A 17,706-nucleotide genomic window follows, 5' to 3' on the forward strand; every position below is an offset into this window, starting at 1 on the left:
TAGCAGGATCGCAAGGCAGTTGCGATGGGTGGCGGCCGGACCGCTCAGCTCGCCGCAGCGGTGCTGGCCTTGGCGACGCTTGCGGGCAGGCGGCCGAACTTCAGCACGACCCGCGTTCCGGAATGGGCGGGATCGCGCTCGACCGCGGCATCGAGCTTGGTGGCCATGGCTGCGACGATGCGCTGGCCCATGCCGGTGGAGCGCGGATCGGCCTTGACGTTGTCGCCGACTCCGTCGTCGGTGATCGACAGCTGGAGATCATCGCCCCGCGAGATCAGCTCGACATGGATCGGCCCGGCGCCGTCGGGATAGGCGTATTTCACCGCGTTCATCACCAGCTCGTTGACGATGATGCCGACGGCGACCGCACGGTCCGGATCGATCTCGATCGGCTCGGCCTTCAGCGTCAGGCGCGACATGCGGTTGCCTTCGGCCGAGCGGCGGAGATCCTCGAGCAGCGAGTCCAGGTATTGATTGAGGACCACGCTCTTGAGGTCCTGCGAGGTGTAGAGGCGGCGGTGCACCTGCGCCACCGCGGCGACGCGGCCCATCGCATTGGTCAGCGCCGCCTTGACCTCGTCCTGCGCGGCGGAGCTTGCCTGCAGGTGCAGCAGCGAGGCGATGATCTGGAGCGAGTTGCCGACGCGGTGGTTGACCTCGCGCAGCAGCAGCTCGCGTTCGGCGGCGAGCGCCGCGTAGCGGTCGCGCGAGGCGTGGATCTCGGCCTCGGCTTCCTCGCGCGCCCGCTGCAGCTCGGCCTGGCGCAGCGCGCCTTCGGCGGCGACGTGGAGGAGCGGGATGAAGTCGCCCTGGACGTCCTTGACCAGATAATCGGCCGCTCCCGCCTTGAGCGCGGTGACCGCGATGCTGGAATCCTGCGAAGCCGTGACGAACACGACCGGCGGCGCCTCCGGGATCGCCATGATCTGCTCGAGCGTCTCGAGCCCGTCGAGGCCCGGCATGTACTGGTCGAGCGCGACGACATCGATGCCGCCTTCGGTGTCGGCGCGGCGGATGCGCTCGAGGCCTGCCTCGCCGCTCGCGGCATGGACGACCCGGAAGCCGCGCCGCGTCAGGCCGCGATCGACCAGGCGCGCCAGCGCATCGTCGTCGTCAATGTAGAGCAGTGTCGGCGTGCGCTGGTTCATGGGGCGGCGGGCGGGACCTGGATGACCGAGAAGAACAGCCCGAGCTGCCGGATGGCGTTGGCGAAATTCTCGTAGTTGACGGGCTTGGTGATGTAGACGTTGCAGCCGAGCTCGTAGCAGCGCTTGATCTCCTGGGAATCGTCCGTGGTGGTCAGCACCACCACGGGCGAGGCCTTCAGATATTTGTTCTCCTTGATCTGCCGCAGGATGTCTATCCCGCTCATGTCGGGGAGATTGAGGTCGAGCAGGATCAGGAGGGCGTTGCCCTTCTGCACGAGCCCGGAACCGTCGGCGCCGAACAGGTGCCGCATGGCGTCGGTTCCCGTGGTGAAGGAGACGATCTCGTTGTTGACGCCCGAGCGGCGGATGTTGCGCTCGATCAGGCGGGCGTGGCCCTCGTCGTCCTCGACCATGATGATGGTGACAGGCTGGGTCATCGATCTCTGTTCCGGTTGCTCGCGTTCCAGGCGATCGGCAGCGTGATCGTGAAGGTGCTGCCCTCGTCAAGTTCCGATGATACCGACATGGTGCCGCCGAGGCGACGCACAAGTGCACGTACATGCGCAAGACCAATGCCCTGGCCGGGCTTGTCCTGGGTTCCCGCGCGGCGGAACAGGTCGAATATCCGCTGATGGTCCTTGGGATCGATGCCGCGGCCGTTGTCGCTGACCTCGAAGATAGCGTAGCCGAGCTTGGTCCGCCCGCGGATCCTGATCACGCCGGGCACGCCGGGCTTGAGATATTTGACCGCGTTGTCGATCAGGTTGGAGAATATCTGCTCGAGGGCGAGCCGGTCGCTGACGAGGTCCGGCAGCGGCTCGAGGTGGATCTCGGCCTGCGCCTCGGCGGCCTGGTGCGCCAGCGTCGAGACGATCGCCTCGATCAGCTCGCGCGTGTCGATCTTCACCGGCTGGAATTCGCGCCGGCCCTCGCGGGTCAGGTTGAGGATGGCCGAGATCAGCCGATCCATCTTGGCGATCGACGATTTGATGAAGCCGAGCGCTTCGGCGAAATCCTCCGAGAGCTGCTTGTCGGCGCCTTCGAGCGCGATCTCGCCCGGCGCGGCAGGCGCGAGCGGCGCGCCCTCCGCGGGACCCTGCGCGAGGCTGCCGATGCGGCGGAAGATGTCCCGGCCGAGCTCTTCCAGCTCGCTGGTGAAGCCCATGATGTTGACGAGCGGCGAGCGCAGATCGTGGCTGACGATATAGGCAAAGCGCTGGATCTCGTCGTTGGCTTCGCGCAGGTCCGCCGTGCGCTCGTCGACGACGGCCTCCAGATTGGCGTAGGCCTCGCGCAGGCGGGTTTCGGCCTCGTCGCGGGCGCGGGAAGAGCGCCGCACCAGCCAGATCGAGATCAGGGCCAATACCACGACGAGACCCGAGCCGACGCCGGTCATCGAGGCGGCGAGGGTCTGGCTGCGGTCGGAGTTGGCGGTGCGGAGGCGGAACAGCCGTTCCTCTTCCCGAAGCATTCCCGCCGCCACTTCGGCGATCGCCGCCGTGGCATCGGCCGAGGCAAGCTCGCGAACCAACGCTGCGGCCTTCTCCGGCTGGTCCTGACGGATGAAGTCCATCTCCTGCGCGAATTGGCCGAGCCGCGTCTCGATCGCCGAACTCAGCTTTTCGATGCTCTGGCGCTGCTGCGGGTTGTCGCCGATCAGGCGGGTGAGCCTGTCGAGCGCAGGCACGACCGCAGCGACGGCCTTGTCATGGTCTACCTTGAAATCCGATCTTCGGGTCAGCAGGTAGCCTCGGGCGGCACTTTCCGCACGCCGGATTTCCAGCAGCAGGGCATTGATCTGGTTTTCAGCCTCGATGGTGTGAACCACCCATTTGTTGTCCTCGCGCGCCTTGTTGACGAGGTAGACCGAGCCGGCGCTGATCACGGTCAGCACCAAAAGGCCCGCCGCGAACAGCAGGATCTGCCAGAATGCGCGCCGCCGCTGGCCTTCAGCCGTCACGACGGTTCACCTGCTTGCGTGCAATGACGTACAAGACGCCCCCTTCGACCAGCCCCAACCGTCCAGAACGCGATGGCGGCCAAAGGGTTCCATGCGGGGACGAGGTTATCGCGGGGCGGGTTCCGCCTTGCCGGCGAGGTACTGCTCCAGCCAATGGATGTGGTAGTCGCCGTTGATGATGTCGGCTTCGCGCACCAGCGCGCGGAACAGCGGCAGCGTGGTCTCGATGCCCTCGACCACCATCTCGTCGAGCGCCCGCCGCAACCGCATCAGGCATTCGGCGCGGGTCTTGCCGTGCACGATCAGCTTGCCGACGAGGGAATCGTAATAGGGCGGGATCGTGTAGCCCTGGTAGACGGCGGAATCGATCCGCACCCCGAGGCCGCCGGGCGGATGATATTGCAGGATCCGGCCCGGCGAGGGGCGGAAGGTCTGCGGGTTCTCGGCGTTGATGCGGCACTCGATCGCATGGCCGATGACCTGGACCTCGTCCTGCCTGGCCGGCAGGTCGCCGCCGGCGGCGATGCGGATCTGCTCCAGCACGAGATCGATGTCGGTGATGCTCTCGGTGACGGGATGCTCCACCTGGATGCGGGTGTTCATCTCGATGAAGTAGAACTCGCCGTCCTCGAACAGGAATTCGATGGTGCCGACGCCGAGATATTTCATCTCGCGCATCGCTTTCGCGCAGGTCTCGCCGATCCTGGCGCGCGCGGCGGCGGCGAGCACCGGCGAGGGGCCTTCCTCCCAGACCTTCTGGTGGCGGCGCTGCAGCGAGCAGTCGCGCTCGCCGAGATGGATCGCGCCGCCGCGGCCGTCGCCGAGGATCTGGATCTCGATATGGCGCGGCTTCTGCAGGTACTTTTCCAGGTAGACGGAGGCATCGCCGAAGGCGGATTTGGCCTCGTTCGCCGCCGTCGACAGCGCCACCTGCAGGTCGGCCTCGCTGTGCGCGACCTTCATGCCGCGGCCGCCGCCGCCCGCCGCCGCCTTCACCAGTACGGGGAAGCCGATCTTCCTGGCGATCGCCAGCGCATCGTCGTCGGGACCGACGGCGCCGTCCGAGCCGGGCACCACGGGGATACCGAGGCGCTTGGCGGTCTTCTTGGCCTCGATCTTGTCGCCCATCAGGCGGATGTGCTCGGCCTTCGGGCCGATGAAGTGCAGATTGTGCTCGGCGAGGATTTCCGCAAAGCGCGCGTTCTCGGAGAGGAAGCCGTAACCGGGATGCACGGCATCGGCGCCGGTGATCTCGCAGGCCGCGAGCAGGGCGGGCACGTTGAGATAGCTGTCCTTGGACGCCGGCGGCCCGATGCAGACGCTCTCGTCCGACAGCCGCACATGCATGGCGTCGGCGTCTGCGGTGGAGTGCACGGCGACGGTGGCGATCCCGAGCTCCTTGCAGGCCCTGAGGATGCGAAGGGCGATCTCGCCGCGATTGGCTATGAGGATCTTGTCGAACATGTTGTCCTGCAGCGAATGGCGAGTGGCGAATGGCGAGTAGGGAAGGCTGACGCCATTCGCTATTCGCTATTCCCCATTCGCGTCACTCAATAATGACCAGCGGCTCGCCGTACTCGACCGGCTGGCCGTCCTCGACCAGGATCTGCGTCACCGTGCCGGCGCGCGGCGAGGGGATCTGGTTCATCGTCTTCATGGCTTCGATGATCAGCAGCGTCTGGCCGACGGAGACCTTGGCGCCGACGTCGATGAACGGCTTGGCGCCCGGCTCCGGCGCCCAATAGGCGGTGCCGACCATCGGCGAGGTCACGGCGCCGGGATGCTTCGACAGATCGGCCGCGGCAGGGGCGGGCGCGGCAGCACTTGCCGCCGGAAGCGCGGCGGCAGGAGCCGTCACCTGCATCGGCATGGTCGCGGCAACGCTGATGTTGCGCGCGACGCGCAGGCGCAGGCCCGCCCGCTCGATCTCGATCTCGGTGAGGCTGGTCTCGTCGAGCAGAAGAGCAAGCTCGCGAACGAGCGCGGAATCCTCGCTGGAAAACTTTGCGGCTGCTTTGTCGTCTGGCTGGCGCGCCATGTTGTTTGATCCGAATGTTCTGTTGGAAGGGGGCGTCAGGCGTTGGGCTTGATGCCGAGCTTGGCGGCAAGGCCCTGGATGGCGAGGCGGTAGCCCTCGATGCCGAAACCGCAGAGCGAGGCGAACGCCGCGCGCGCGGTGTAGGAATGGTGACGGAAGCTCTCGCGGGCATGGATGTTGGTCACATGCACTTCGACCGTCGGAATCTGCACGGCGAGCAGCGCATCATGCAGCGCGATCGAGGTGTGGGAATAGCCGCCGGCATTGATGATGATGCCCTTCATCTTGCGCCGATGCGCCTCGTGGATGAAGTCGATCAGCTCGCCCTCGCGGTTGGACTGCCGGCAGTCGGCCTTCAGGCCGAACGTCGCGGCCGTCTCCCGGCACAGCGCCTCGACATCGGCCAGCGTCGCGTGGCCATACTTGTCGGGCTCGCGGGTCCCCAGCATGTTGAGGTTGGGCCCGTTCAGGACGAGGATCGTGTCGGTTGCAGGTTCGGCCATTCCAATCCCGGAAAGAGGTGTTTCGGCGTGGCGGGGGTTATAGGTAACAAAGCGCGTGAGGGGAAGCCTTGAAGGGCCTCGAGGGCCGGTTCAAGCACCTCATCCAGTGCGCAAAAACCTGTGCGGAAACTACGGAAATTGCTTGTTAACCAGGCCGAAGCATGGCTGCCGGGCGCATGCAAAGGGGCGGGCAAGCTGCCCGCCCCCGAGATTGCCGGTGTCCGGCCTTAGACGTTCAGGACGGCCACGATCTCGTAGGTGTCCGGATTGATGATGACGATCTCATCACGGACCAGGACGTACTTGTAGGTCCGCCACTCCGGATAGATCGTCACGACCCGCGACGGCAGGGCGTGAAGGGTGATACCCTCCCGCGGAATGCGGGTGCCGACCGCGATCGAGAAGTTCACGTTGGTCACCGGGGCGACGCGCTGCTCGCGGATCACGGACGTGATCTGCGTCCGCTGCTCGGTCGAAAGCTTGGCAGCGGCGCCGGCCTGGCCAACCGTGGTCGAGCTCTGGCCCTGCGCGTTCTGGGTCGAGCTGGTGCCGGTCTGGCCCTGGGCATTCTGGTTGGTGCTCGTGCCGGTGCCCTTCTGGGTCTCGGCGTTGTTGGTCGAGGTGCCGCTCTTGCTGCCCTCAGCCTTCATGTCCTTCTGGTCCTTGGCTCCGGACTTGCTGGTGTCCTGGCTCATGCTCTTGGACTTGTCCTGCTGGGACTTGTCCATCTGACCTTGCGCGCGGTCGTCGGTGCGCTGGCCCTTGGTGGCACCGGACTTGTCGTCGGCCGCGTTCTTGTTCATCGTGCCGGACTTGTCCTCCGAAGCCCGACCGGACTTCATGGTGTCGGAGCCGCCGGACTGGCCGACAGTACCCTTGTCATGGCTCATGGAATCGCGGCCCATCGACCCGCCGCGCTCAGCGGCGCCGCCGGAAGGCTGCGAATGCTGCATCTGCTGCGAGCCACCGCCGGTGTCGCGGCCCTTGTCTTGTGCGTTCGCCAGACCAGCGCCCGCGACGAGTGCGACGGCGGCAACCGAAATCATAAAGCGGTTCAACATCGAAATTCTCCTCACGTGTTCGTTCGCGTCATTGCCCGCGCCGACAACGAAAGGAGATTTGAGTTGTTCCGGAACTTCGACTGTTCCGCGGCATTTGTTTGTTGAACGCCAGATGAATGACTTTGCACGAAGGCGCCCACGTTCAGCGCAAGAAAAAAGGTCGGCATCTCTGCCGGCCTTTTCCGTTCTCGCTATCGCAAAACGTGTGATCAGCAAGTCGCCTTGCCGCAACGGGCGATGCCGATCTTTTCCTTGAGGCTCTCGACGCCGACAGCGCCGATCACGATCTGCTTGCCGATCACGTAGCTCGGTGTGCCATTCATGCCCATCGCTTCGGCGAGCTTGAAATTCTCCTCGATGGTGGCGCGCACCTCGGGACTGGCGATGTCCTTCTCGATGCGGGCCGTGTCGAGACCGGCTTCCTTGGCGGCCTGCATCGCGCGGGCCTTGTCGGCGGCGCCGCGGCCGCCGAGCAGCTTCTGGTGGAAGTCGAGATATTTCTTGCCGGAGGGATCCTGCATGCGCACGGCGACCGCGACCTGCGCCGCTTCGACCGAGCCCTGGCTCAACACCGGAAACTCCTTCAGCACGACCTTGAGCTTCGGATCGCCCTTCATGATGGTGAGCATGTCGTCCATGGCGCGTTTGCAATAGCCGCAATTGTAGTCGAAGAACTCGACGAAAGTGACGTCGCCGTCCCTGTTGCCGAGCACGACCTGGCGCGGCGAGTTGAAGATCGCCTCGGCGTTCTGCGCGATGCTGGCTTCGTGCTTCTGCGTTTCCGCCGCGGCCTGGCGCTTGCTGAGCTCGGCCATGGCCTCCTCGAGCACCTCGGGATGGCTGACGAGATAGTTCTTGATGATCTTCTCGATCTCGGTGCGCTGGCTGTCGGAGAAACTGTCGGCCGAGGCGGGCACGGCTGCGCCGAACATGGCGAGCGCGAACAAGGCAGGAGCGAGCAGGCGCAGCGAAGGCATAGTCAAATCCTCTTATCCAAAGCAGGTTTCGAGAAACGTCCCGGTGGATTCAAGCCCGGTGTCGTGACGTCGTGGTCGGGCGTCGTTCGAGTTGCGTCAGTTGCGCGGCGGCTTCGCCGCAACGATGTCGTCGGCCTTGACCCATCCGGGCGTGCCGACGGCGAAACGGGTTTTCGCGCGCGTGGCAAGCTCGCGGGCGGTCTTGTTGTCGCCGCGCAAAAATGCGGCCTGGGCCGAGGCGAGATCTGCCTCCGCATAATCTCCCTTCCGGCCATAGGCCATCGCGAGCTGGGTATAACCGAGCGCCGCCTCGGGCTCCCGGGCCACCGCGGCGCGGAGAATCCGAACGGCCTCGTCGGTGTAGGCCTTATTATCGGTTCCGACCAGAGCCTGCCCAAGTAACATCTCGATGAGGGGGGCGTTGTTCGAGAGTGCGGCGGCCTTGCGCAAGGGAGCGATCGCCTCGGCCGCCTTGCCGCTTTCGAGCAGCGCCTGGCCGCGCACCTCGTAGAAATACGGGTTGTTCGGCTGCACCTGGATCAGCGCGTCGATCTGGGCGAGCGCACTGCGCAGATCGCCGTGCAGATAGGTGCTGATGGCGCGGGCATAGCGCGCCGGCAGGCTGTCGTTGGTCTGGGGATAGCGGCGGTACACCGTCTCCGGCCGCTCCATGAAGGCGGAGATCTTGGCGCGGACCATGTCGTGCCGGAGCTGGAGCGCGGGATCGTCCTTCTTGTTCCAGTAGGGGCTGGAGCTTGCGAACTCCTGCAGCGCGGCGACGCGCTCGGCCGGCATCGGATGCGACTGCAGGTAGGGATCGGCACCGCGCGCGGCGAACAGGCTCTCGCTGGTGAAGCGCTTGAACGTCTCGTACATGCCCTTGGGCGATTGCTGGGTCGCAGCCAGGAATTTCACGCCGGCACGGTCGGCGTTCTCCTCCTGCTGCCGCTGATAGGACAGCAGCGAGCGGCGGATGACCTCCTGCGGAGCGGCGATCGCGGCGGCGCCGGCATTGGTGAGACCATTGTTGCCTGCGCTGCCCGCGGCAATCGCGCCGGCTCCGAGCAACATCGCGATGATCATCTGGGTCTGGGCGGCGGCGAGCTGCTCGCGCAGCTTGGACAGATGGCCGCCCGCCAGATGTCCGGTCTCGTGCGCGAGCACGCCGATGATCTGGTTCGGCGTCTCCGATTGCAGGATCGCGCCCCAATTGACGAAGATGCGGCGGCCGTCCGCGACGAACGCGTTGAACGAGCCGTCGTTGATGATCACCATCTGGATGTTCTGCTTCTCCAGACCGGCAACGCGCAGGATCGGGCGCGTGTATTCGCGCAGCAGCTGCTCGGTCTCGGTGTCGCGCAGGACCGGCGGCCCCTTGGCCTGCGCGCGCGCGGCCGAGAACGGCGTCAGCGCGATCGCCGTGGCCGTGACGAGGACGGTGAGGGCGGAGGCCTTCTTGCGCAATGCGATCTGGAGCGACATCAAACGGTCTTGGTCAAACGGGCTCTGTCAAGTGGTCTCGGTCAAGCAGTTTCGTGTTGGTTTTGGTGATTGGCGGGGGACCGGATACGCGATATGCCCTTGCGAGCGTTGCCCTTAATGAGCCGTACAATGCGGCCAGTCTGGGGCGCAAGTGCCCCGTTTTCGGACCGGACGGGCCGGTTCGCCAGCCAATAGCAGAAATCGATGCACGATGCGACATTGAGGAACCGGTTGGGGCAGTGGCTCGAGCCCTCCCGCCGCAGCGATGTTCCCCCGTTCATGGTGATGGACGTCATGGCCGCGGCGGCCCGAATCGAGGCCGCCGGGGGGCATGTCATCCACATGGAGGTCGGCCAGCCCGCAGCCGGCGCGCCCAAGACCGCGATCGCTGCCGCCCATGCCGCGCTCGAGGCGGGACGGATCGACTACACCTCGGCGCTCGGCATCCCCAGCCTGCGCGCACGGATCGCCCGTCACTATCGCGACACCTATGGCTGCGATGTCAGCCCCGAGCGGATCGTGGTGACGACAGGTTCCTCCGGCGGGTTCATCCTGGCCTTCCTGTCGATGTTCGAGCCCGGCGATCGCGTCGCCGTGACGGTGCCGGGCTATCCGCCGTATCGACACATCCTGACCGCGCTCGGCTGCGAGCCGGTGCTGATCGAGACCACGAACGAGACGCGGCACGCGCTGACCGGCGAGGCGCTGCTCGCGGCCCATCGCAAGGCGCCGCTGAAGGGCGTTCTGGTCGGCAGCCCCGCCAATCCGACGGGGACGATGATGTCCCGCGACGCGCTCGCCGGCCTGATCGCGGCGGCGGAAGACGCCGGCATCCGCTTCATCTCGGATGAGATCTATCACGGGCTCGACTACGCGTTTCCAGCCGTGACGGCGGCGGCGCTGTCCGCGCACGCGCTCGTGATCAACTCGTTCTCGAAGTATTTTTGCATGACCGGCTGGCGCGTCGGCTGGATGGTCGTGCCCGAGATCCTGGTGCGGCCGATCGAGCGGCTGCAGCAGAACCTCTCGATCTCGGTGCCGTCGTTGTCGCAGATTGCGGCGGAGGCTGCATTCGACGGCGCGGCGGAGATGGAGGCGATCAAGCACGGCTATCAGGAAAACCGGCGTGTCCTGATCGATGGTTTGCCCAAGGCCGGACTGACGAGATTCCTGCCGGCTGACGGCGCCTTCTATCTCTATGCCGACGTCTCGGACTTCACCTCGGACAGTTTCGACTTCGCCAAGCAGATGCTGGAGCAGGCGCGCGTGGCGGCAACGCCCGGCCTCGATTTCGATCCTGTCCATGGACGCTCGTTCGTCCGCTTTTCCTATGCACGTTCTCCTGAAGAGATGAGGGAGGCAGTTGACCGGATTGCTGAGTGGCTTAAATAACCGCGCCAGTTTTCTTCAGCCTCCGGAGTTCGACGTGCCCGACCGTTCCGCCCCGTCCGCCGCTACGCCACATTCTTCTCTCGCCGCATTGATGTGGCCGACGCGACCGGGCGAAGCGGTCGGCGGCTTTCGTGCCGTCGTGCTGATTGCACTCGGCACCGCGTTGATGGCGCTGTCGGCCAAGGTGAACCTGCCGCTGCCCTACGTGCCGATGACGCTGCAGACGCTGGTGGTGCTGATGATCGGCGCCGCTTATGGCTGGCGGCTTGGCAGCGCAACCATGATCGCCTACCTCGCCGAGGGCGCGCTCGGGCTGCCGGTGTTTGCGGGCCCTGTGGGGGGTATCGCGCCGCTGGTCGGGCCGACCGCAGGCTATCTGTTCGGTTTCGTTGGGGCAGCCTTCGTGACCGGTTGGCTCGCCGAACGCGGCTGGGATCGGAGCGTCGTGCTGCTGTTTGCAGCGATGGCCGCTGGCCATGTGGTCATTCTTGCCGCCGGCTTCGGCTGGTTGGCCTTTGGCCTCGGTCTCGGTGCAGCGAAGGCCTGGCAGGTCGGCATTGTGCCGTTCATTGCGGGGTCGTTGGTCAAGAACGCACTCGGTGCGGCGTTGATGCCGGCAGCACGCCGCATCGTCGATCGCCGCGCGTAAAGCGCGATACAACCAGCAGTTTGAATTGACAGGGCCGGCCAAGTTGATCTTGGCTGGCCCGAGCGTTTGAGGGGAGTGAAGCGATGACGACGACAACGATAGCGGGGGCGCCGGTCGCGCCGCCCGTCGCCAAGCCGTGGTACAAAGTCCTTTACGTCCAGGTGCTGATCGCCATCGTGCTCGGCGCCATCGTCGGATGGCTGTGGCCGTCCGTCGCCACCAACGACTGGATCAAGGCGCTCGGCGACGGCTTCATCAAGCTGATCAAGATGGTGATCGCCCCGATCATCTTCTGCACGGTCGTTTCCGGCATCGCCCACATCCAGGACGCCAAGAAGGTCGGCCGCATCGGCGTGAAGGCGCTGGTCTATTTCGAGGTCGTCTCGACCTTCGCCCTGGTGCTCGGCCTCGTCGTCGGCAATCTCGTCAAGCCGGGCTCCGGCTTCGGCAATGCGGCGGCAAGTGCGGAGGCAGTCGCAAAATTTGCGGATCAGGCCAAGGCACAGAAGAGCGTTGAATTCGTCCTGCATATCATTCCCGATACCGTGGTCGGCGCGTTCGCGCAGGGTGAAATCCTCCAGGTGCTGCTGTTCGCGATCTTGTTCGGCTTCGCCTTGATGAGCCTCGGCGAGCGCGGCCACACCATCCGCGCCTTCATCGACGACGCCGCGCACGCGGTGTTCGGCGTCATCTCGATCGTGATGCGCGCGGCGCCGATCGGCGCGTTCGGCGCGATGGCCTACACGATCGGCAAGTTCGGCACCGGTGCGATCCTCAATCTGATCGGCCTGATCGCGACCTTCTACGTCACGGCTGCGCTGTTCGTGTTCGTCGTGCTCGGCCTCATCGCGCGCATGGCCGGGTTCTCGATCTTCAAGTTCCTCGCCTACATCAAGGACGAGCTCTTGATCGTGCTCGGCACCTCGTCCTCGGAAAGCGCGCTGCCCTCCATGATGGAGAAGCTGGAGCGGCTCGGCTGCTCCAAGTCGGTGGTCGGCCTCGTCGTGCCCACGGGCTACTCGTTCAACCTCGACGGCACCAACATCTACATGACGCTGGCGACGCTGTTCATCGCGCAGGCGCTCGGCGTCGAGCTCTCCTTCGGCCAGCAGATCACCATCCTGGTGGTGGCGATGCTGACCTCGAAGGGCGCCTCCGGCATCACCGGCGCCGGCTTCATCACGCTGGCGGCGACGCTCGCGGTGGTCGATCCGCGCCTCGTGCCGGGCATGGCGATCGTGCTCGGCATCGACAAGTTCATGAGCGAGTGTCGCGCGCTGACCAATCTGTGCGGCAACGGCGTCGCCTGCGTGATCGTCGCTTGGTGGGAAGGCGAGCTCGACCGCGACAAGCTCAATGCCAACCTCGCCAAGGAGATCGATCCGACCGACATGGAGACGGCGATCACCACGGACTGATCCGGCTCCGGCAGCGCGAGCTGCGCTGTCGGACCTTCAAGGAACAGGGCTGGTCGAGATCCTCGATCAGCCCTGTTCCTTATGGGCTAGAACCGCTCGGGCCGGTACGGCGTGGGATCGACTGCCGGTGTTTCGCCGCTCATCATCTCCGCGAGCAGGCGTCCGGTCGCCGGGCCCAGCGTAAAACCCTGATGGCCGTGGCCGAAATTCATCCAGAGACCGGGGTGGCGCGGGGCGCGGCCGAGCACCGGCAGCATGTCGGGCGTGCAGGGGCGGGTGCCGAACCACGGGGCGGGCTCGGCCCGCTTGCCGAGGTCGATCAACTCGCGCGCGGATGCTTCGGCGCTGGCGAGCTGCACCGGGGTTGCGAGCGCGTCCGCGCCGGTCAATTCGGCGCCGGTGGTGATGCGGATGCCCTTGGCCATCGGCCCCATGGCGTAGCCGCCGTTTTTGTCGATGAGAGGCAGGTCGAGCGAAGCGCCGCCGCTGTAATGCATGTGGTAGCCGCGCTTGCGCACCAGCGGGATGCGATAGCCAAACTTGTACAACAAATCGGGCGACCACGGCCCGAGCGTCACGACGGCGTGGGCTGCGTCGATGCGGCCCTGGTCAGTGTCGACCGACCAGCCGGTCGCGGTCTGCTGCAAGCTCTGCGCATCGCCGAGCACGATCCTGCCGCCGAGGCGCTCGAACAACTCGGCATAGGCCGTGACCAGCGCGCCGGGGTCGGACACGGTCCAGGTGTCCAGCCAATGGATCGCTCCCGGGAGATCGTCGCGCAGGATCGGCTCGGCCCTGGCAAGCTCGCTGCCGGACAGCACGCGAAAGTTCACGCCGAATTCGCGCTGGTCTTCCTCGGCGGCCTTGACCGAGAGATCCAATGAAGCGGCATCGCGAAACAGCGCGCGGTAGCCGGCGCGGCGGATGAGATTGTCGGCATGCGCCTCGCGGATCAGGATGTCGTGCTCGGAAGTTGCGTAGGCGATCAGCCGAGCCCAGGCCTCGATCGCCTCGCGATGGCGCTTCGGCGCCGAATGCCACCAATAGCGGAGCAGGGGCTCGATATGCAGATGCAGCGAGGAGAGGCTGTAACGCACGTCGTTGGTGCGGCCGGTCGCGATCTTCAAGAGCGAAGCGAGGTCGCGCGGCATCGGATAGGGGCGCACCGCTTCGGCCTGGATCATCCCGGCATTGCCGTAGCTGGTCTCGCGGCCCGGTTCCCGGCGATCGACCAGCGTCACCAACCAGCCGCGCTGCTGCAGATGCAGCGCGGCGCCCACGCCCACCATGCCGCCGCCGAGAATGATTGCGCTTTGCATCGCAGCTGACCCCTTCAAATCAAAACCGCCCGGTTGGGCCGGGCGGTTTCAACTCCTTTTGTCCCTTTACTCGCCGCCGCCGAAACGGCGTGACCACCAGCCCGCACGGCGCGGGGCGGCCGGGGTTTCGCTCGTCGCCTCCGGCACGGGCTCAGGTGCCGGCGCGGCAAGCGGTTCGGTTGCCTCCGCCGCCGGCGTTGCCGGCTCCGCCTGGCTGTTCGGCAGGAAGCTCACCTTTTCGCGCACGGTGGAGCGGCGCCGCGCGACCTTGTCGCCGGCCGGCTCTTCGTCCGCCGTTGCGGTCATCGCGGCGGGAGCGGGCTCCGGCTGGGCCGGCGCCTCGGTCTTTATCTCGGTATGCGGCTCAGGCTGCGCAACTTGCGGCTCGCCGGTCGGCTCGGCCTGCGCGATCGAGGGCGAAGCCTGGCTGCCGAAGCCGTCGAAATCGGCCACTGCGTCAGCAGCTTCCGGCGGCGGGTTGATGCCGAGCTCGTCACTGATGGAGCCGGCAAGACCTTCCTCGCCGCTACCGCGACGGCGGCGTCCGCCGCGGCGACCACGCCGGCGCCGGCGATCACCGCTGCCCTGCTGCTCGCCACGGGCCGCCTGTTCCTCGCCTTCCTCACCGTCCTGCTCGGACTCGGTCTCGTCCTCGCCTTCGCCAGCGACCATCGCGGGCTCGGGCAGGGTCGGCGCCGTATCCTCGCGCAACTCACCTTCGCGCTGGCTACCGCGACCGCGCCGACGGCGACGGCGCTTGCGGCGCTGGCCGTCCTGCTCGGAGGCTGCCTCGCCGCCAGCCTGGTCGTCGGCAAGGCCCTCGGTCTCGTCGGTTTCGACCTCGGATTCGGTCTCCAGGTCGAAGCCGTCCTCGTCGTCATAGGCTTCTTCGGCCAGCGGCGGCGGGCTCGCAGCGGCTTGCGCGACGAGCAGCGCCTTGGCGGCTTCGAGCGTATGCACCTGCTCACCGCGGTCGATCACATAGGCCTGCGGGCCGTTGACGCTTGCGTCTGCAATCACCGACAGCGTGACCTTGAAGCCGTTCTCGAGATCGCGCAGATGGCCGCGCTTGTGGTTCAGCACATAGAGCGCGACGTCGGTGCGGGTGCGGACCACGAGATTGTGGGTCGCGCCCTTCATCAGGATCTCTTCGAGGCCGCGCAAGAGCTGCAGCGCCACCGAAGACACCGAGCGGACGTGGCCGGTGCCGCCGCAATGCGGGCACGGATCGGTCGAGCTCTCCAGCACGCTGGCGCGGATGCGCTGGCGCGACATCTCCAAGAGGCCGAAATGCGAGATGCGGCCGACCTGGATGCGCGCGCGATCCTGCCTCAGGCAGTCGGATAGCTTGCGCTCGACCGCACGGTTGTTGCGCTTCTCGTCCATGTCGATGAAGTCGATGACGATCAGGCCGGCGAGGTCGCGCAGGCGGAGCTGGCGGGCGACCTCTTCGGCCGCCTCCAGATTGGTCTTGAGCGCGGTGTCCTCGATATGGTGTTCGCGGGTCGAGCGACCGGAGTTGACGTCGATCGAGACCAGCGCCTCGGTCTGGTTGATCACGATGTAGCCGCCGGAGCGCAGCTGCACGGTCGGCGAGAACATCGCGTCGAGCTGACTCTCGACCCCCATGCGCGAGAACAGCGGCTGGCCGTCGCGATATTGCTTCACCGCGCTGACATTGGCGGGCATCAGCATCTTCATGAAGTCGCGGGCTTCGCGGTAACCGGCTTCGCCGGCGACCTGGATCTCGTCGATCTCCTTGTTGTAGAGGTCGCGTAGCGAGCGCTTGATCAGCGAGCCTTCCTCGTAGACGAGCGTCGGGGCCTGCGACTTCAGCGTGAGGTCGCGCACCGTCTCCCACATCCGGATCAGATATTCGAAGTCGCGCTTGATCTCGGGCTTGGTCCGGGCGGCGCCCGCGGTGCGCAGGATGATGCCCATGCCCTCGGGCACGTCGAGGTCCTGCACCACTTCCTTCAGGCGCGAGCGGTCCTGCGCGCTGGTGATCTTGCGGCTGATGCCGCCGCCGCGTGCCGTGTTCGGCATCAGCACGGCGTAGCGGCCGGCCAGCGAGAGATAGGTCGTCAGCGCCGCGCCCTTGTTGCCGCGCTCTTCCTTGACCACCTGCACCAGCATCACCTGGCGGCGCTTGATGACTTCCTGGATCTTGTACTGACGGCGCGGACGGAAGGTGCGCTCCGGCACTTCCTCCAGCACGTCGTCGCCGCCGACGGATTCGACGACTTCCTCTTCGGCTTCCTCGCCGTCGTCCTCGTCCTCGTCGTCCTCTTCACCGGCTTGTTCTTCTCCGGTTTGGGCGGCCTCGGCATGCGGCCCGTCAGTGCTCTCGCCGGCGACGTAGACGGCATCGGCCGGCTCGGCGGCCGACGTCACGGCCTCGGCCAGAGGCTCCGCGTGCGCTTCCGCGGCATAAGCTTCGGGAGCGGGAGCGTCGAAGCTTGGAGCCGGCTGCGGCTCGGCAATTGTCTCGACCGCGGGCTCGGCGCCGATTGCCGCGACAGGCGCGGGCGTCTCGTCGGCGTGATCATGATCGTGATGATCGCGCTCGTGCTCATGGCCGTCATCGTGAGCGTGATGGTGCTCGTCGTCATGGGCATGATGATGATCGTCATGATCATGGTCGCCATGCTCGTGATCGTGGCCCTCGTGCTCGCCGTGATGCTCCGCATCGGCGTGCAGATGCTCGCCCTCGGCATGCTCCGGCAGCGCGGCACCTTCGACCGGCTGGGCGGCGGGATCGGCGCCGGCCTCGAGACCTTCGACGATGTCGCTGCGCACGCGCTCGCCATGACCGCGTCGGCGGGCGTTGCGGTGACGTGAGCGGCGACGCCCGTGCGAGCGATTCTCGCTCTCTTCCTCGGCCTCGCGGTGGGCCTGTTCCTCGGCCTCGATCAGCGCCTGCCGGTCGGCGACCGGGATCTGGTAATAGTCGGGATGGATTTCGCTGAAGGCGAGGAAGCCGTGGCGGTTGCCGCCATATTCGACGAAGGCGGCCTGGAGCGAGGGTTCGACCCTTGTGACCTTGGCGAGGTAGATATTCCCGCGCAGTTGCTTGCGTTGCGCGGTCTCGAAATCAAACTCTTCGACGCGATTGCCGCGGACCACGACGACCCGGGTCTCTTCCGGGTGGGTGGCATCGATCAACATCTTGTTGGGCATGTCTTAACTCTTGGCGGCGGCGGGCGCGATAAGCCGTGGGCGCGTATCGCGCCGCCGGGTGACGCGACGGTCCACCTGATTCGGGGGTGAGGGGAAGGCCGAAACGCCGTCTCTCGCGCCTTGCCGAACCGGAAGCTTCAGGACCATTGCGACGCGCGGGATTGTCACTCCGCAGCGTCGCGAATGCTCCTTCAGATTTCGTCGGCACAGTCTGGCGCATCAAGCGTCGGCCCGTATGAAACACTGGGCGGCGAGGCCGCCCTTCAATCGTTTGCTGCTGGCCAGGCACGGCGCGAGCGCGCTCGCCTTGGGGATCACGAACCGCCCCCTTGGGATCAAGGGGCCGGGTAATGGGTTACGCCGCTGTCAGAACCGTCCCGGTCACATGAGTGGTAATCCGAGACCGTCCGCCGCCGGGGCTTGACCCGCTCCACCTCGCTGCCGCGCACCGCGCTGGTCTTAGAGGGAAACGGAAAACGCTGGAATTCCCAAACCTTGAGAGTTCCGGCGCTGCACCGGGAGGCTGAATGCGACACAACCGGAAATATCGGCCGTCAGCACTCCGTACATACGAGGAAT

At 66.1% G+C, this 17,706-nt stretch carries 14 protein-coding genes; 3 read left to right on the forward strand and 11 right to left on the reverse strand.

The window, feature by feature from the left end:
* Window positions 1-44 precede the first annotated feature (44 nt).
* From BDOA9_RS21315 to BDOA9_RS21355, 9 genes are all read right to left on the reverse strand, one after another.
* Window positions 45-1,148, reverse strand: coding sequence for a sensor histidine kinase (locus tag BDOA9_RS21315; protein WP_025036000.1), 1,104 nt, complete (start codon window positions 1,146-1,148; stop codon window positions 45-47).
* A complete protein-coding gene (locus tag BDOA9_RS21320; RefSeq protein WP_025036001.1) occupies window positions 1,145-1,585 on the reverse strand; it encodes a response regulator in 441 nt (146 codons plus the stop codon). Before BDOA9_RS21320 ends, BDOA9_RS21315 begins: the two co-directional genes overlap by 4 nt.
* Window positions 1,582-3,108, reverse strand: coding sequence for a sensor histidine kinase (locus BDOA9_RS21325; RefSeq protein WP_025036002.1), 1,527 nt, complete (start codon window positions 3,106-3,108; stop codon window positions 1,582-1,584). The genes BDOA9_RS21320 and BDOA9_RS21325 overlap by 4 nt, the downstream gene beginning before the upstream one ends.
* Before the next feature lie 105 nt (window positions 3,109-3,213).
* The gene (gene accC, locus BDOA9_RS21330; protein WP_025036003.1) at window positions 3,214-4,572 is read right to left on the reverse strand and encodes an acetyl-CoA carboxylase biotin carboxylase subunit; all 1,359 of its coding nucleotides are present in this window, start codon (window positions 4,570-4,572) and stop codon (window positions 3,214-3,216) included.
* An 82-nt stretch (window positions 4,573-4,654) separates the two neighbouring features.
* On the reverse strand, window positions 4,655-5,146 hold the full coding sequence (gene accB / locus BDOA9_RS21335) for an acetyl-CoA carboxylase biotin carboxyl carrier protein (protein WP_025036004.1): 492 nt from the start codon (window positions 5,144-5,146) through the stop codon (window positions 4,655-4,657).
* A 35-nt stretch (window positions 5,147-5,181) separates the two neighbouring features.
* Window positions 5,182-5,649 (reverse strand): type II 3-dehydroquinate dehydratase, encoded by a 468-nt coding sequence (gene aroQ, locus BDOA9_RS21340; protein ID WP_025036005.1) that lies wholly within the window; start codon window positions 5,647-5,649, stop codon window positions 5,182-5,184.
* Between the two features lie 227 nt (window positions 5,650-5,876).
* Entirely contained in the window at window positions 5,877-6,710 is an 834-nt protein-coding gene (locus BDOA9_RS21345) for a DUF1236 domain-containing protein (RefSeq protein ID WP_025036006.1), read from the reverse strand.
* Between the two features lie 209 nt (window positions 6,711-6,919).
* Window positions 6,920-7,687, reverse strand: coding sequence for a DsbA family protein (locus tag BDOA9_RS21350; protein ID WP_025036007.1), 768 nt, complete (start codon window positions 7,685-7,687; stop codon window positions 6,920-6,922).
* Between the two features lie 96 nt (window positions 7,688-7,783).
* Complete coding sequence (locus BDOA9_RS21355) at window positions 7,784-9,169, reverse strand: M48 family metalloprotease (RefSeq protein WP_025036008.1); 1,386 nt, start codon at window positions 9,167-9,169, stop codon at window positions 7,784-7,786.
* Window positions 9,170-9,373: 204 nt separating this feature from the next.
* On the opposite strand from BDOA9_RS21355, the gene BDOA9_RS21360 reads away from it, so the two are divergent.
* The 3 genes from BDOA9_RS21360 to BDOA9_RS21370 all read left to right on the forward strand — a co-directional run bounded on the left by BDOA9_RS21360 (window position 9,374) and on the right by BDOA9_RS21370 (window position 12,628).
* A complete protein-coding gene (locus BDOA9_RS21360) occupies window positions 9,374-10,561 on the forward strand; it encodes a pyridoxal phosphate-dependent aminotransferase (protein WP_025036009.1) in 1,188 nt (395 codons plus the stop codon).
* A gap of 91 nt (window positions 10,562-10,652) precedes the next feature.
* Complete coding sequence (locus BDOA9_RS21365) at window positions 10,653-11,210, forward strand: biotin transporter BioY (protein ID WP_025036010.1); 558 nt, start codon at window positions 10,653-10,655, stop codon at window positions 11,208-11,210.
* Window positions 11,211-11,293: 83 nt separating this feature from the next.
* The gene (locus BDOA9_RS21370; RefSeq protein WP_025036011.1) at window positions 11,294-12,628 is read left to right on the forward strand and encodes a dicarboxylate/amino acid:cation symporter; all 1,335 of its coding nucleotides are present in this window, start codon (window positions 11,294-11,296) and stop codon (window positions 12,626-12,628) included.
* Window positions 12,629-12,714: 86 nt separating this feature from the next.
* Here BDOA9_RS21370 and BDOA9_RS21375 read toward each other — a convergent pair whose 3' ends face one another.
* Window positions 12,715-13,947 carry an NAD(P)/FAD-dependent oxidoreductase gene (locus BDOA9_RS21375; RefSeq protein WP_025036012.1) on the reverse strand — a complete coding sequence of 411 codons (1,233 nt, stop codon included), beginning with the start codon at window positions 13,945-13,947 and terminating at the stop codon, window positions 12,715-12,717.
* Window positions 13,948-14,013: 66 nt separating this feature from the next.
* Window positions 14,014-17,127: an Rne/Rng family ribonuclease gene (locus BDOA9_RS21380; protein ID WP_025036013.1), complete on the reverse strand. Its 3,114-nt coding sequence runs from the start codon at window positions 17,125-17,127 to the stop codon at window positions 14,014-14,016.
* Window positions 17,128-17,706: the final 579 nt, after the last annotated feature.

Origin of the sequence: Bradyrhizobium sp. DOA9 (assembly GCF_000617845.2) — a bacterium.
Classification (GTDB): domain Bacteria; phylum Pseudomonadota; class Alphaproteobacteria; order Rhizobiales; family Xanthobacteraceae; genus Bradyrhizobium.

Bases quoted from the DNA above. Each gene is read 5' to 3' on its own strand.
- BDOA9_RS21315 (WP_025036000.1), bottom strand. From the start codon at position 1,148: ATGAACCAGCGCACGCCGACACTGCTCTACATTGACGACGACGATGCG.
- BDOA9_RS21320 (WP_025036001.1), bottom strand. From the start codon at position 1,585: ATGACCCAGCCTGTCACCATCATCATGGTCGAGGACGACGAGGGCCAC.
- accC (WP_025036003.1), bottom strand. From the start codon at position 4,572: ATGTTCGACAAGATCCTCATAGCCAATCGCGGCGAGATCGCCCTTCGC.
- accB (WP_025036004.1), bottom strand. From the start codon at position 5,146: ATGGCGCGCCAGCCAGACGACAAAGCAGCCGCAAAGTTTTCCAGCGAG.
- aroQ (WP_025036005.1), bottom strand. From the start codon at position 5,649: ATGGCCGAACCTGCAACCGACACGATCCTCGTCCTGAACGGGCCCAAC.
- BDOA9_RS21345 (WP_025036006.1), bottom strand. From the start codon at position 6,710: ATGTTGAACCGCTTTATGATTTCGGTTGCCGCCGTCGCACTCGTCGCG.
- BDOA9_RS21350 (WP_025036007.1), bottom strand. From the start codon at position 7,687: ATGCCTTCGCTGCGCCTGCTCGCTCCTGCCTTGTTCGCGCTCGCCATG.
- BDOA9_RS21355 (WP_025036008.1), bottom strand. From the start codon at position 9,169: ATGTCGCTCCAGATCGCATTGCGCAAGAAGGCCTCCGCCCTCACCGTC.
- BDOA9_RS21360 (WP_025036009.1), top strand. From the start codon at position 9,374: ATGCACGATGCGACATTGAGGAACCGGTTGGGGCAGTGGCTCGAGCCC.
- BDOA9_RS21365 (WP_025036010.1), top strand. From the start codon at position 10,653: ATGTGGCCGACGCGACCGGGCGAAGCGGTCGGCGGCTTTCGTGCCGTC.
- BDOA9_RS21370 (WP_025036011.1), top strand. From the start codon at position 11,294: ATGACGACGACAACGATAGCGGGGGCGCCGGTCGCGCCGCCCGTCGCC.
- BDOA9_RS21375 (WP_025036012.1), bottom strand. From the start codon at position 13,947: ATGCAAAGCGCAATCATTCTCGGCGGCGGCATGGTGGGCGTGGGCGCC.
- BDOA9_RS21380 (WP_025036013.1), bottom strand. From the start codon at position 17,127: ATGCCCAACAAGATGTTGATCGATGCCACCCACCCGGAAGAGACCCGG.